Source organism: Gordonia sp. SL306, from assembly GCF_026625785.1.
Lineage (GTDB): Bacteria > Actinomycetota > Actinomycetes > Mycobacteriales > Mycobacteriaceae > Gordonia.
Genome location: NZ_CP113063.1, coordinates 3,456,831 through 3,470,397 on the forward strand (window position 1 = coordinate 3,456,831; position 13,567 = coordinate 3,470,397).

The 13,567-nt window shown below is 65.2% G+C and carries 13 protein-coding genes; 6 read left to right on the forward strand and 7 right to left on the reverse strand.

Annotated elements, in window-relative coordinates:
- Positions 1 to 13 precede the first annotated feature (13 nt).
- A complete protein-coding gene (locus OVA31_RS15805) occupies positions 14 to 1,555 on the forward strand; it encodes an AMP-binding protein (protein ID WP_267631556.1) in 1,542 nt (513 codons plus the stop codon).
- A 38-nt stretch (positions 1,556 to 1,593) separates the two neighbouring features.
- Here OVA31_RS15805 and OVA31_RS15810 read toward each other — a convergent pair whose 3' ends face one another.
- Together OVA31_RS15810 and OVA31_RS15815 are read right to left on the reverse strand one after the other, a co-directional pair.
- Positions 1,594 to 2,523: an SDR family NAD(P)-dependent oxidoreductase gene (locus OVA31_RS15810; RefSeq protein WP_267627563.1), complete on the reverse strand. Its 930-nt coding sequence runs from the start codon at positions 2,521 to 2,523 to the stop codon at positions 1,594 to 1,596.
- Complete coding sequence (locus tag OVA31_RS15815) at positions 2,483 to 3,397, reverse strand: LLM class F420-dependent oxidoreductase (RefSeq protein WP_267627564.1); 915 nt, start codon at positions 3,395 to 3,397, stop codon at positions 2,483 to 2,485. Before OVA31_RS15815 ends, OVA31_RS15810 begins: the two co-directional genes overlap by 41 nt.
- A 291-nt stretch (positions 3,398 to 3,688) precedes the next feature.
- On the opposite strand from OVA31_RS15815, the gene OVA31_RS15820 reads away from it, so the two are divergent.
- Both OVA31_RS15820 and OVA31_RS15825 read left to right on the forward strand, forming a co-directional pair.
- Positions 3,689 to 4,321 (forward strand): TetR/AcrR family transcriptional regulator, encoded by a 633-nt coding sequence (locus OVA31_RS15820; RefSeq protein WP_267627565.1) that lies wholly within the window; start codon positions 3,689 to 3,691, stop codon positions 4,319 to 4,321.
- The gene (locus OVA31_RS15825; RefSeq protein WP_267627566.1) at positions 4,318 to 4,824 is read left to right on the forward strand and encodes a hypothetical protein; all 507 of its coding nucleotides are present in this window, start codon (positions 4,318 to 4,320) and stop codon (positions 4,822 to 4,824) included. The genes OVA31_RS15820 and OVA31_RS15825 overlap by 4 nt, the downstream gene beginning before the upstream one ends.
- A gap of 45 nt (positions 4,825 to 4,869) precedes the next feature.
- On the opposite strand, the gene OVA31_RS15830 is transcribed toward OVA31_RS15825, so the two are convergent.
- Genes OVA31_RS15830 through OVA31_RS15850 form a run of 5 tightly spaced genes read right to left on the reverse strand, consistent with a single transcriptional unit; the run spans position 4,870 to position 9,695 of the window.
- Positions 4,870 to 5,577 (reverse strand): SDR family oxidoreductase, encoded by a 708-nt coding sequence (locus OVA31_RS15830; protein WP_267627567.1) that lies wholly within the window; start codon positions 5,575 to 5,577, stop codon positions 4,870 to 4,872.
- A gap of 42 nt (positions 5,578 to 5,619) precedes the next feature.
- Complete coding sequence (locus OVA31_RS15835) at positions 5,620 to 6,591, reverse strand: NADPH:quinone oxidoreductase family protein (RefSeq protein WP_267631557.1); 972 nt, start codon at positions 6,589 to 6,591, stop codon at positions 5,620 to 5,622.
- A 7-nt stretch (positions 6,592 to 6,598) separates the two neighbouring features.
- Positions 6,599 to 7,381 carry an enoyl-CoA hydratase/isomerase family protein gene (locus OVA31_RS15840; protein ID WP_267627568.1) on the reverse strand — a complete coding sequence of 261 codons (783 nt, stop codon included), beginning with the start codon at positions 7,379 to 7,381 and terminating at the stop codon, positions 6,599 to 6,601.
- On the reverse strand, positions 7,378 to 8,397 hold the full coding sequence (locus tag OVA31_RS15845) for a phosphotransferase family protein (RefSeq protein ID WP_267627569.1): 1,020 nt from the start codon (positions 8,395 to 8,397) through the stop codon (positions 7,378 to 7,380). Before OVA31_RS15845 ends, OVA31_RS15840 begins: the two co-directional genes overlap by 4 nt.
- Positions 8,394 to 9,695: an acyl-CoA dehydrogenase family protein gene (locus tag OVA31_RS15850; RefSeq protein WP_267627570.1), complete on the reverse strand. Its 1,302-nt coding sequence runs from the start codon at positions 9,693 to 9,695 to the stop codon at positions 8,394 to 8,396. Before OVA31_RS15850 ends, OVA31_RS15845 begins: the two co-directional genes overlap by 4 nt.
- Positions 9,696 to 9,785: 90 nt before the next feature.
- On the opposite strand from OVA31_RS15850, the gene OVA31_RS15855 reads away from it, so the two are divergent.
- The 3 genes from OVA31_RS15855 (at position 9,786) to OVA31_RS15865 (ending at position 13,562) form a co-directional block, all read left to right on the forward strand.
- Complete coding sequence (locus OVA31_RS15855) at positions 9,786 to 10,412, forward strand: TetR/AcrR family transcriptional regulator (RefSeq protein ID WP_267627571.1); 627 nt, start codon at positions 9,786 to 9,788, stop codon at positions 10,410 to 10,412.
- 117 nt (positions 10,413 to 10,529) lie between these two features.
- On the forward strand, positions 10,530 to 12,071 hold the full coding sequence (locus tag OVA31_RS15860; RefSeq protein WP_267631558.1) for an acyl-CoA synthetase: 1,542 nt from the start codon (positions 10,530 to 10,532) through the stop codon (positions 12,069 to 12,071).
- A gap of 36 nt (positions 12,072 to 12,107) precedes the next feature.
- Positions 12,108 to 13,562, forward strand: coding sequence for an aldehyde dehydrogenase family protein (locus OVA31_RS15865; protein WP_267627572.1), 1,455 nt, complete (start codon positions 12,108 to 12,110; stop codon positions 13,560 to 13,562).
- Positions 13,563 to 13,567: the final 5 nt, after the last annotated feature.

Sequence of the window (13,567 nt, forward strand, 5' to 3'; positions counted from 1 at the left end):
CACCGCGGTTCCGATGCGATCGATTCCCGACGATCTGAGGAGCCACTACCTGGCGATGGGGTGGTGGAGCGATGAGTCGCTGGGGACGATACTCAGCCGCGGATTGCACGAGCATGCCGACCTCGGGTTCCACGTCCACTCGAAGGTGCGGCCCTACGCGGGAACTCTCGCCGATGTGGAGATGGTGGCCCGTCGCCTGGCGGCGGGGCTCCGGGCGCGGGGTGTCGGGCCCGGCGACGTGATCGCCTTTCAGTTGCCGAACTGGATGGAAGCGGCCGCAACCTTCTGGGCCTCATCGATTCTGGGTGCCATCGTGGTCCCCATAGTGCACTTCTACGGACCGAAGGAGGTGGCATTCATCCTCGCAGATGCGCGGCCGCGGGTTTTTGTCACCGCGGAGCGGCACGGACGTATGACCTACGATCCGGCGGTGAGTGCCGACGTGCCCATCGTCGGTGTCGTCGGCAGCAGTTTCGACGGACTGCTCGAGGACGAACCGTTGGCTGGCGTCCTCGACGTTGACCCCGGTCATGCGGCACTGATCGCCTACACCTCAGGCACGACCAGCGACCCGAAAGGTGTGGTTCACACGCATCAGACCCTCGGATTCGAGACTCGCCAGCAGATCGCCAACTACCAGCCGGACCGCGGTCGCCAGCTCAACGCGCTTCCGGTCGGTCACTTCATGGGCATGCTGACAGCGTTCCTGGTACCGATCCTCGAAGGCACCCCGGTCGACCTGTGCGACGAATGGGATCCGAAAGTGGTGATCGGTCTGATGGACTCCGACGGTGTCGGCTTCGGGGGCGGACCGACGTACTTCGTCACCAGTCTGCTCGATCACCCGGATTTCCGCAGAGATCACCTGAAGTATGTCAACCACATCGGACTCGGGGGATCCACGATTCCCGCTGCCGTGACCCGGCGTCTCACCGGTCTGGGGATCACCGTGACGCGGGCGTACGGCAGCACCGAACATCCGTCGGTGACCGGCACGAGCGCTTCCGCGCCGGAAGACAAGCGGCTGTGCACGGACGGAACTCCACGAACAGGGGTCGAGATCCGACTGGGGGACGACGGCGAGGTGTTGAGTCGCGGTCCGGACCTGTGCCTCGGCTATACCGACGAAGCCCTGACGGCCGGAGCTTTCGACGACGAAGGCTGGTACCACACCGGAGATATCGGCGTGATCGACGCCGATGGCTACCTGTCCATCGTCGATCGCAAGTCCGACATGATAATTCGCGGTGGAGAGAATGTGAGTGCCGCCGCGGTGGAAGAAGTTCTGCTGACCTTGCCCGCTGTCGCGGACGCGGTGGTGGTGTCTGCCCCGGACCCGCGTCTCGGCGAGCGCGTCGCGGCGGTGGTGCGGCTGCGCAGCGGTCATCCGATGCCCACATTGGAAGACCTACGAGGGCACTTCGGACGATCCGGCGTGGCACGCCAGAAGTGGCCGGAGGAGATTCACGAGGTCGAGGACTTTCCGCGCACTCCGTCGGGCAAGGTGCAAAAGCATCGAGTTCGTGAGTTGGTTGCCCGGGCAGGCTGCGGATAACCGATTCGCTGATCGAACCGGTGCTCGCCGCACTGCGCCTACACTCCGGACCCATCCGTCGCTGCGGTGTTCAGCCGGTCCAGAACGGACGCCGGCGCATAGTTGGCCCAGCCGTTCTCGGGCCAGTTGAACCATCCCGATGAGGCGAGTGTGCCGCCGTCGGGGTGCAGGGTGGTGCCGGTGATGTAGCTCGACAGCCCCGAGGCAAGAAACACCACGGCGTTCGAGACGTCCGACACCTCGCCGACGCGCCCCATCGGGATCGCGATGCGAGCGCCTGCCGCGGTGGCCATCGGCGGGGTCTCGCCGTGCCCGAACTTCGCGAGATTCGGGGTCGGCACGAAGTCGGGTGCGACGTTGTTGACCCGAATCCGATCGGGCGCGACCTCGACCGCCAGCGTCCGGGAGAACTGCTCGACGGCAGCCTTGGCCGCCGCATAGACCGCGAATCCCGGTGCGGCACGATGTGCCTCGATGGTGGTGATGTTGATGATGCTGCCGCCTCGCCCGGATGCCTGCATACGCGGCACCGCCAATGAGCACGCATGCAGGACATGGTGGAAATTGGTGCGCAGGAGAGCATCCCAGCCCTTGGAGGTGCTGTCGACGAAGTCGGCACGAAAGGTGCCACCCACGATGTTCACCAGGATGTCCACTCGGCCCCAACGTTCGGCCGCCGTACCGAACAGTTCCTCCAGTGCCTGCGGGTCGCGTGCATCCCCGCAGTGCACGATCGCGTCGTGGCCCCGTTCGGTGAGAACTCGGCGCAACGCATCCACCGCTGCGCCATCGATGTCGATCACCGCAGGTCGAACGCCGTTGACGGCGAGATCGAGCGCAATGCCCTCGCCGAGTCCTCCTGCGCCGCCGGTGATCACGGCCACCGTGCCGTCGAGGCCGCTCCGATCGTCGAACCAGCTCACGAGATCAGCGCTGTCCGGGCGCCAGGTACGTGGCGCCGAAGGCATCCAGGAAGTCGGCGGTCGCGGAGAAGTCGGCGGTCCCGCTCGACACCAGGATCCAGGTGACACCGACCTTCTCGAGCTGCGCGAATGCTTCCCGGTGTCGATCGGCATCGGCGGCGGGGTCGGCGATCCCCTCTGCCTGATAGGAGTAGAGGACGTCGATCGGCTCGGTCCGGCCCGCGAGGTCGGCGGCGCCACGCAGTTCGGCGATGATGTCGCCGAGTTCCGAACCCGGATCGAGCATCGGGGTCCGGGCAGTCGAACTCAACTGTGCGCCACCGGTCATCGGCATCCATCCCTGACCTACCCGCGCCACCCGGCGACGACTGAGCCGCGAATTCCCGCCGATCCAGATCGGGATCGGGGACTGCACAGGCCGGGGACGGCACATCACGTCGCGCGCGCTGAAATGCTTGCCCTGGAAGGTGAACGACTCGCCACTCCAATGCAGTGGGAGGACGTCGAGGGCCTCGTCGAGCAATGCGTTGCGCTCCGCGATGTCGACGCCGAGAGCATGGAACTCGCTCTTCTGGTAGCCCGCTCCGAGGCCGAGGATCAGCCGGCCGCCGGAAAGTGTGTCGAGGGTGGCCGCCGATTTCGCGAGCAAGAGCGGGTTCCGATACGGCGCCACCGCCAGGTAGGTCAGCAGTCTCAGTCGTTCGGTTGCGGCGGCCACGTATCCGAGCGTGACGAACGGATCGAGGGTCTGATGGCCACCGGTGGCCAACCACCGGGCGCCGGGAGCCGGATGCTCACTGAGTGAGAATGCGTCGAACCCCGCGCGTTCCGCGTGGACGGCCACCTCCTTGATCCCGCCGGCAGCGAACAGATCGCCGTCGGGCCCGCTGGTCTCGGGGTAGTGATAGATGAAACGCATGATCTCCTCGTGATAGAGCCCTGACGTGCAGGGTTATCGGCTGTGGTCGCCGGATGCCGTCGATCTTCTCGCGCCGTCCTGGTGCGAACGATACTATCGGCGTAGGAGAGTTCAATTCTCAGATTTGCGATCGGGCGCGCTGGTGCCGCCCGATCGCTTGCTGTGACCGTGACAGCGATTGATGTCAGATGAGACGCTTGTCACATCATCGGAACCTACCTACTATGTGTTCACTAGGTTGGATTCGGGCAGCCCCCCGAACTTGTTCGCTGGTGAGTCAGGAACGAAATTGTGAGTCAGGCGTCTGGTACACGTCCGTATGACGCGCTCCTCGCCAAAGGTGAGGAGCGCAAGCGGCGCATCCTGGAAGTGGCACAGCGGTTGCTGGGCCGAAACGGATGGCGCAATACGACGCTGGCCCAGATCGCGGCGGAGGCGGGCGTCACGCCTGCAGGTCTCCTGCATCATTTCGAGTCGAAGGCGCAGCTGCTCCATGCGGTGTTGGAGCTTCGCGACGCCGACGACGACGAGCACGCGGATCGCACGGGCGACATCCTCGAGCAACTCGAGAACGTCGCACTTCGATTCGAACGGTCACCGGAGCAGGTTCGGATGTTCACCGTGTTACAGGCGGAGAACCTCGAACCGGACACGCCGCTCCACGACCGGCTGTTGTTCCGCTATCACGCGGCGGTCGAGACCGTGGCCGAAGGAATTCGGCGCGGTCAGCGTGAGGGGCGCTTCCGTTCGGACCTGGACGTGGCCGCAAAGGCCGTGGAAGTCATCGCCTTTATCAATGGAATGGAAACATCATGGTTGCTCGATCCGTCAATTCCACTGGTGCCCGTATTCCGGGAGTACACGAGATCTCTCGAGCGCGAACTGTCGCGAGGCGTCGTCCCTTGCGCTACCGGCTCGCAGTGATCGCCACCGACCCGTTGGAGGCGATCGAACACGCGGGTGGCTGGCTGTTCGACCAGTCGATGGCAGGTTGGGATGTCTCTGTCCATGTGATCGAGGAAGGGGACACCCGACCGCTGGCGATCCTCGGCGCACCACTCTTCGATCTCCACGACTCTCTGGTGAACCGAAAGGCTTTCGATCAGCCCGGCGCAGGCCCGTGGCCACAGGCACTGGCGATCTCGGCAAAGGTCTTCGCGGCGGACGAGCGGATCCGGGCCGGGGCCACGTCGGTGATCGATCGGGGACTCGCCGACATCCGGCTGTGGGGTGAGGGGTTGCCGCTGGAACTGGACGAGCGTTGTCTGACCACATCGCACAGGCTCAGTTGTGCGGCACAGGCATTCAAACGTCAGGCTTTCTCGGCGGCTCACGTCGATCCGGATTCGCTGACTCCGGTCGAATCGTTCCGGATGGCGGCCGACCACGCGTTGACCCCACCGCTCGGCCTGGTCCCGGCAAGCTGACACCCCCGGCGTCGGTCACACGGTCGGGGGACGTCGCCGCGCCGCTCAGGGGATCGGTGCGGCGACGTACGGCGTCGGCGACCTCCCCGGCAGTACCACGACTTCGGCTCCCGGGCTTGGTTTCAGGAGTAGGTTCTCGATGGCGGCAGCGACCTCGTCCGCAGTCAGCATGGGTATGCCTGCGGCCTGGAACTGGTTGCGGGCAGCCGAAATGAGGGGAGTGTCCACCAATCCCGGGCACACCGCGGCGAGACTGATTCCCTCACGCGCCAGCTTTCCTGAAAGTGCTCGCACGAGCCCGATGACCGCATGTTTGGTCATCGTGTAGATCGGGTCCTGCTCCACCCCGTGGAGCGCTGCGAGCGACGCCGTGACGACGATCGACCCACGCCCACGTTGCCGCATGACGGGTAATGCGGCGCGCAATCCCCACATGACCGCATGCTGGTTGACACCGACGACCGCGCGATACCGGTCGAGGTCGACGTCAGCCGGATCCTTGTCGACCGAGTTCATGCCGGCGTTGAGGACCAGCAGGTCGAGGTGGCCCCCGGCCGCCTCGACGGCACGGTCTGAGGTCTCGGGTTCGGTGAGATCACCCAGCACCGCCTGACCGCCGATCCCGGCTGCCACCTCTTCGACGAGGGGGTTCCGGTCGACGAGGACGCAGCGGTATCCCGCCGTGGACAGTCGGCGCGCGGTGGCGGCGCCGAGGCCGCCTGCCGCACCGGTGATGACAGCAGAATCAGACACGGTGTACTCCTGAGCTGATTGGGTTGTGTGCAGGGATCGTGGTCAATCGCCGCAGACGCGAATGAGGACCTTCCCGATCGCCCGGCCGTCTGCGACGGTGCGCAGTGCCTGTGCGGCCTCATCGAGGGGGAACTCTGCACCCACGTGGGGGACGACCTGGCCGGAGGCGAGAAGTCCGCGCAGTTCCTCCTCGTTCCGGGCGAACTCGTCGGGTGCGATGTCGCCGAACTGGAACCCGAGTATCTGAATTCCCTTGACCAGGACCAGATTGAGCGGGATTCGCGGAATCTCACCCGAGGCGAAGCCGATCGTCACGAATCGGCCTCCCCGGCGTAACGAACGCAGCGAGGGCTCCGACAGGGACCCGCCGACCGGATCGATCACCGCCGCCGCGCCTCGGGGGAGCAGATCCTTCAGGGATGCGCGCAGGTCGGCCTCTCGATGATTGATCAGCCCTGTCGCTCCGTATCGCTGTGCGGCGTCGAGCTTTTCCGGTGATGACGCGACTGCGATCACGTCGGCTCCGAGAGCTGCTCCCAGACCGACGGCCGCGAGGCCGACACCACCGCCGGCGCCGAGTACGACGATCGAATCGCCCGGCTCGACCCGGGCGACCGAGCGTAGCGAGTGGTATGCGGTGCGGTATGCGACGCCGGCCGCGGCCGCCAGACGCGTGTCGACGCCATCCGGGACATGACTGAGCGAACGCGTCTCGGTCACTACCTCAGCAGCGAACGCGCCGAACAGACCTGTCCCCATCACCCGGTCGCCGATCGCGAACCCGACATCCTGGCCGCCGACTTCGGAGACGATGCCGGCGAACTCACTGCCCGGTATGAACGGGGTCGGGACCTTCACCTGATACTCGTTCGCGACGACCAGCACGTCGGGGAAGTTCACTGCGGCGAAATCGACCCGGACCCGCACCTGACCTGCCGACAATGCGGGAACCGGGATCTGCTGGACAGAAACGCTTTCCGGCGGACCATGACTCGCGCACACGGCCGCACCGATCGTCACCTCAACGGCCTTTCCACAGTGGGTCCCGCTTCGCCATGAACGCGGTCGCCCCTTCGATCGCGTCCTCGCTGGTGAAGACCACGGACTGCCAATGCGGCAGTCGTTCGGCGACCTTGGTCGGGTCCGTCACCGCCAGCCGGACCAACTCCTTGCACGCGGCCAGGCTCAACGGCGCGCACGCACCCACGCGCCGCGCGTAGTCGAGGGCGGTCGCGGTGAGGTCGGTGGCGTCGACCACCGCGTTCACCAGCCCGAGGTCGTAACCTCGCTGTGCACTGACGAACTCCCCGGTCATGGTCATCTCCAGCGCGGCACCGAGCGGGATTCGGGTGCCGATGCCGGTCCCGCCGCCGCCGGGAAACAGGCCGCGTCTGGCCTCGGGCAGTCCGAATCGTGCCTCACGACAGGCGATGATGAGGTCGCAGCCGAGGAGTAGTTCGAGACCGCCGCCGATGGCGGCACCGTTCACCGCAGCGATGACCGGAATCGGTGTCTCTCCCCGGGTGAGTCGGTAGTACGCCTCGGTGGCGGGATCCGACCCGCTGCCGACGTCGCCACCCTCGGCAAAGGTGCGCAGGTCCATGCCGGCGCAGAACGCGCGGTCGCCACTGGCGGTCAGCACGATCGCCCGAGTGTCGCTATCGCTCTCCGCTGTGAGCAAGGCATCTCCGATGGAGCGGATCAGGCTGCCCGTGAGGGCGTTCCGTGCGTCGGGGCGGTTGAGAGTCAACACGACGACCTCGCCGTGTCGCTCCTGTAGGAGTTCCTCGGTCGCCGTGGTCATGACCGGTAGTCCGTGGATTCCGCGAGGTCGGCTGCCGACCGCATCAGCTCGGGCACGATCGCGCCGAACGCCTGGAGCTTGTGATCGTCCCCGGCACGTTGGAAGCCTTGTTCGAGAACGATCGCCAGCTTCCATTTGGCGAGCACGAGGTAATAGTCGAGATCGTCGACCTGGCGGCCGGAGACCTCGGCATAGTGCTGGACCATCTGATCTCGTGAGGGCATCCCGCGGAGGTCGACATAGCTGGACTCGGAGGCCTTCTCGGAGGAGGTGTCCTCCGGCCAGCCCTGCACCATCCACGCGAGATCGAGCTTGGGATCGCCGACGGTCCCCATCTCCCAGTCGACGATGGCGGCGAGGCGCGCGGGTGCGCCGTCGCGGAACATGACGTTCGCGAACTGATAGTCGCCGTGCATCAGACCGGGGATGAAGTCGATCGGACGGTTGTCCTCCAGCCACCGGGTCGCGACATCCATACCGTCGAGTTCGCGGCCCTTGATGCGCTCGAAGAAGCCCGTCCAGCGGCTGACCTGGCGCTCATGGAATCCGTCCGGCCTGCCCAGACCGTCGAGGCCGCGCGCACGCCAATCCACCTTGGAGAGAAGCGCGATGCCCTCGGCGAGCTGATACCCGAGTTGCGGTCGCAGGGTGAGATCCGACGTGAAGGGCTCGGTCCAGCGTTTGTGCTCCATGGGTGACCAACCGTCCACGAATCCCATGAGATAGAACGCTCTGCCGAGGACGGAGGTGTCCTCACATGCCGCGATCGCGGTGGTGTGTGGGACGTCGGTTTCGTCGAGTGCCTCGATGATGCGCCATTCGCGCAGGATGCCCTTGTCCCGATCCGGTGGCGCTGCCGCCGGTGGGATGCGGATCACGCAACGCTCTGCGCCACGGGTGATCTCGTAGATCTCGTTCTGCGTTCCGCCGGAAAGGAATCGGGCCTCGATCGGTTCACCCTTCCCGGGGAGGCCGGTGCCGTCCATCCAGTCTGCGAGTCGTTCGGTGTCAATCATCGGTTACCCACTTCGTGTTCGAGGAACTCCGCATACTTCTCGCGTGCAGCCGCTTGCTTCTTGGGGATCCACTCGCTCGGCCAGACGTCGTCGGTCGGTGAGTGATCCCGGAGCACCTGCCGGGCGACGGTGGTCTTGTGCACCTCGGTTGGGCCGTCCGCGAGGCCCATCACCCCGGCACCGTGGATCATCATGAAGAACGGCATCTCGTTGGTGACCCCGAGTGCGCCGTGTACCTGCATGGCACGCCAGGCGATGTCGTGCAGCACGGTGGGCATCACGACCTTCACCGCGGCGATGTCCTTGCGCACTCTCTTGTAATCCTGGTACTTGTCGATCTCCCACGCCGTGTACAGCACCAACAACCGGAACTGCTTGAGCTGCGCGTACGAATCGGCGATGTAGCCCTGGACGAATTGCTTGTCCGACAGCGCGCTGCCGGCGGTGACGCGGCTCAGCGCTCGCTCGCACATCATGTCCAGTGCCTTCTGCGCCAACCCGATGGTGCGCATCGCGTGGTGGACTCGGCCACCGCCGAGGCGGGTCTGGGCGATCGCGAACGCCTGCCCGGCGCCACCGAGCAGGTCGTCGTCGGGAACCCGGACGTTGTCGTAGTGGATCAGCGCGTGCGATCCTCCGTTCATCGGTTCGCCGTACAACCCGACGTTCCGGACGATCTCGATGCCGGGCGTGTCCGACGGGACCAGGAACATCGACATGCCCTTGTACACACTCACGTCGGGATCGGTCACGGCCATCACGATCAGGAACGACGACGTGGCCGCGTTGGACGAGAAGTACTTCCAGCCGTTGATGACCCACCCGTCGCCGTCGCGTGTCGCCCGCGTCTCGAACCTGGCCGGGTCCGCGCCTGCCTGGGGTTCGGTCATCGAGTAGGACGAGAAGATCTCGCCGTCGAGCAGGGGCCGGAGGTAACGCTCCTTCTGCGCGGCGGTGCCGAAGTGCGCGATGATCTCGGCGTTACCGGTGTCGGGAGCCTGGCAACCGAAGACCACCGGCGCCCACGACGACCGACCGAGGATCTCGTTGAGCAGCGCCAGTTTGAGCTGACCGTGTCCCTGACCGCCGAGCTCTGGGCCCAGGTGCGTGGCCCACAGGCCTCTCTGGCGCACTTGTTCTTTCAGCGGGTCGATCGCCTTTCGGCGAGCGCCGTCCAATGGGATGAACTGCTCGTGCGGCCAGATGAGGTCGAGTGGCTCCACCTCGTTCCGGACGAACTCGTCGGCCCAGTCCAGTTGCTCCTGATACTCCGGATCGGTCTCGAAATCCCATGCCATGTTGTCCCCTCTCTGCAATGAGAATATAGTTCTCGCAACACAGAATGCAATTCTGAATTGTCAGAACAGTCGGCGGATCGGGGAACGCGCATGTCGGACGGATCGGGAGTGGCTCGGCGGATCGCCGCACGGTCCGTTGCGAAGCGCGAGTCGGGCTATGCCGACGAGATCCGTCGGCTCATCGATGCCGGCCGAGACGTGATGGCCGGGTCGGGTCACACGTCTGCGCCTCGCGTTGCCGACATCGTGGCCGCGGCCGGACTGTCGAATGACGCCTTCTATCGCCATTTCCGCTCGAAGGACGACCTGATCGCCGCGATCCTCGAGGACGGCACCGATCGGCTCTGCAGCTATCTGGCCCATCAGATGGGTAAAGAGGAGACTGCTCGTGGACAGGTCGTTCGGTGGGTGGAAGGTGTGCTGTCTCAGGCTCAGGTCGATTCGGCGCAGACGACTCGTGCGGTGCTGTGGAACGTCGGGAGCGTGAACCAGGAGGTCATGTCGTCACCTCCGTCCGTCAATGCGCGTCTTGCCGAACTGCTGCACGAGCCACTGGGCGAACTCGGCAGCGGGGACCCCGTTTTCGATGCGCGACTGATCTCCAACGCCACAGTCGGGGCGCTGTCGGACTACCTGTGGCGCAAGGATTCGCCGACTGGGCGCGACATCTCGCGGATCGTCTCGGCCTGTCTTCGGCTCGTCGCGGCACCCTGCTGAGCACTCGCTCAGGATTCTTTCTCGAAACGCTTGTCGATCGCCTCGCGGAATGCCATTCTTGCTGTGACAGAACTCTGTTCTTCTCCGGAGGGGGTGCCGATCGTGAACGCCGCGCCGATGACCCTCGCCCGGCACGCCCTGCGGACGCCCACCAAGCCGGCGATCGTGATGGGAGCCGATGGCGAGACCGTCACGTTCCGAGATCTCGAGGTGCGATCGAGGCAGCTCGCCGGCGTACTGCGGCAGCGGGGAGTCGAGACGGGTGCCGTCGTCGCGATCCTCATGGAGAACAACCGTTCCTATCTGGAGGTCACGTGGGCCGCACAACGCAGCGGCCTGTACTTCACCGCCATCAACCGGCATCTGAGCGCCGCGGAGGTCCAGTACATCCTGGACGACAGTGGGGCGGTGGCCCTGGTGACGAGCGAGCAGCTGGCCGATGTGATCGGTGACCTCGACCTGAGCCGGATCCCGGTGCGGATCGCTGCGAACGGCGAGGTCGACGGCTTCGAGTCCTACGAGCAACTGCTGCGCGATTCGCCACCGGGCCCGCTCGACGGTGAGTGCGAGGGACGCGAGATGCTCTACTCGTCGGGAACCACCGGCCGTCCGAAAGGCGTCCGCAAGCCGTTGCCGCTGACCCCGCTGGGGGATCCCACCGCGCCGACCGTGCAGATCGCAGCAGGTCTGGCGATGACCGGAGACACCGACGACGCGGTGTATCTGTGCCCGGCCCCGCTGTACCACGGTGCACCCCTGATCTTCTCGATGTCGTGGCAACGGCTGGGTGCGACGGTGGTGGTGATGGAGCGCTTCGATGCGGCCCAGGCCCTTGAGCTCATCGACAGGTATCGGGTCACCACCGGGCAGTTCGTGCCGACCATGTTCACCCGGTTCCTCCGACTCCCCACCGCGGAGCGGGAACGCCATGATCTGTCGAGTCTGCGAAGCGTGATCCATTCCGCCGCACCGTGCCCCGTCGGAGTGAAAGAGCAGATGATCGAGTGGTGGGGCCCGATCATCAGCGAGTACTACTCGGGCACCGAAGATGTGGGCACCACCTTCATCACGGCGCAGGAGTGGCTGTCCCATCGGGGATCGGTGGGACGACCGATGGAGACGTGTCACATCGTCGGCCCCGACGGGTCCGAGCTGCCGCCCGGTGAGATCGGCGAGGTCTACTTCGAGGGTGGCAGGCCGTTCGAATACCACAACGATCCGGGCAAGACGGCAGCGGCGGCCAACGACAAGGGGTGGCGCACGCTCGGTGACATCGGACGGCTCGACGAGGACGGCTATCTCTACCTGACCGATCGGGCCGCGCACATGATCATCTCCGGCGGGGTGAACATCTATCCGCAGGAGGCGGAGAACGTACTCGCCACGCATCCGTCGGTGGCCGACGTCGCGGTCATCGGGGTACCCGATGACGAGATGGGCGAGTCTGTGCTGGCGGTCGTGCAACCGGTCGACGGTGCGACCTCGAGCGAGGAACTCGCCGCGGAACTCCTGGAATACGTCCGATCGCGCATCGCGGGCTACAAGTGCCCGCGTGCAATGGATTTCGTCGCATCCCTCCCCAGGGATCCCAACGGGAAGCTCTACAAACGCAGACTGCGCGAACAGTATTGGTCCGATCACGATTCCCTCGTGGTGTAGCCGCGGGGTCACCCCGAGTCAAGTGAGGTATCGAGGATGGTTGTACAGACAATAGTGGACGAGCTGGGCAAACGCGCCGGTTACGGTGACGTCATCCCGGTCATCGATCCGGTGACCGAGGAGCAGATCGCCGAGTTCACCGACGGCGGTGCCAAGGCCGTCGACGAGGCCGTCGCCAGGGCACGAGAGGCCTTTACATCCGGTGTCTGGGTGGGAAAGGCCCCCAGCGAGCGCGCGAAGATCCTGTGGCGCGTCGCGGATCTGATCGATGACCGCGCCGCGGACCTCGCCGAACTCGACTCGTTCAACACCGGGATGCCGGTCGACCAGGCGCAGGCGATCATGGGTACTGCCGCCGAGATGTTCCGGTACTACGCCGGGTGGTGTACCAAGATCAACGGCATCGCCCACGACATCCAGATGACCGGCGGGGTCGCGCAATTGTTCTCCAACGCGCACGGTTACACCCTGCGGGAACCGTATGGTGTTGTCGGGCTGATCTTCCCGTGGAACGGACCCGTCTTCAACTGGGCCACCAAACTGGCTCCCGCCCTTGCGGCCGGCTGCAGTTGCGTGGTCAAGCCCGCCGAGGAGACCCCCTTGTCGGCGATGCTGCTGCACAAGCTCCTCGATGAGGCAGGCGTCCCCGAGGGAGTCGTCAATCTCGTGCAGGGATACGGCCACACGGCAGGCAAGGCGCTCACCGAACACCCGGATGTCGACAAGATCGCGTTCACCGGTTCCACGGAGGTCGGCAAACAGATCGTGGCCGCCGCGGCAGGAAACCTCAAGCGGGTCACGCTCGAACTCGGCGGCAAGTCCCCGGTCCTGATCTACGACGATGCGGATCTCGATCAGGCAATCCTGATGGCGTCGATGGGAATCTTCATCCATTCCGGTCAGGGCTGTATCTGCGGGTCGCGGATCTTTGTGCAGCGCGGGGTGTACGAGCAGGTCGTGGAAGGCATTGCGGGCGTGGCGAACGGTCTGCAGCTCGGCGGTCCCAAGGAAGAGAACGTCCACATCGGTCCGTTGATCAGCGAGAAGCAACTCAAGCGCGTGATGGGCTTCATCGACGAGGGGCGCAAGGACGGGGTCGAGGTGGTCACCGGTGGACACCGCCTGGACCGCCGAGGGTACTTCGTGCATCCCACGGTGGTCACCGACGTGGATCCCGAGATGCGTCTGTTTCAGCGTGAGATCTTCGGGCCGGTTGTCGCGATCCTGCCGTTCGACGACGACGACGAGGTGATCGCGATGGCCAACAACTCGAGTTACGGACTCGCGGCCACCGCGTGGACGAACGATGTGAGTCGCGCGCACGGACTCGCCAAACGACTGGAGGCGGGCACGGTCACACTCAACTGCCAGATGGTCTATGACCACGCGATGCCGTTCGGCGGCTACAAGCAGTCCGGGTGGGGACACGAGTTCGGTCGCGAGGGTATCGAGGCCTACCTGCAGACCAAGACCGTCTACACCAAGATCTGATCCGG

Excerpts from the sequence above, each read along its gene's own strand:
- OVA31_RS15805 (WP_267631556.1), top strand. The coding sequence starts at position 14 with ATGCGATCGATTCCCGACGATCTGAGGAGCCACTACCTGGCGATGGGG.
- OVA31_RS15810 (WP_267627563.1), bottom strand. The coding sequence starts at position 2,523 with ATGCCTTCGGCGCCACGTACCTGGCGCCCGGACAGCGCTGATCTCGTG.
- OVA31_RS15815 (WP_267627564.1), bottom strand. The coding sequence starts at position 3,397 with ATGCGTTTCATCTATCACTACCCCGAGACCAGCGGGCCCGACGGCGAT.
- OVA31_RS15840 (WP_267627568.1), bottom strand. The coding sequence starts at position 7,381 with ATGACCACGGCGACCGAGGAACTCCTACAGGAGCGACACGGCGAGGTC.
- OVA31_RS15845 (WP_267627569.1), bottom strand. The coding sequence starts at position 8,397 with ATGATTGACACCGAACGACTCGCAGACTGGATGGACGGCACCGGCCTC.
- OVA31_RS15850 (WP_267627570.1), bottom strand. The coding sequence starts at position 9,695 with ATGGCATGGGATTTCGAGACCGATCCGGAGTATCAGGAGCAACTGGAC.
- OVA31_RS15855 (WP_267627571.1), top strand. The coding sequence starts at position 9,786 with ATGTCGGACGGATCGGGAGTGGCTCGGCGGATCGCCGCACGGTCCGTT.
- OVA31_RS15860 (WP_267631558.1), top strand. The coding sequence starts at position 10,530 with ATGACCCTCGCCCGGCACGCCCTGCGGACGCCCACCAAGCCGGCGATC.
- OVA31_RS15865 (WP_267627572.1), top strand. The coding sequence starts at position 12,108 with ATGGTTGTACAGACAATAGTGGACGAGCTGGGCAAACGCGCCGGTTAC.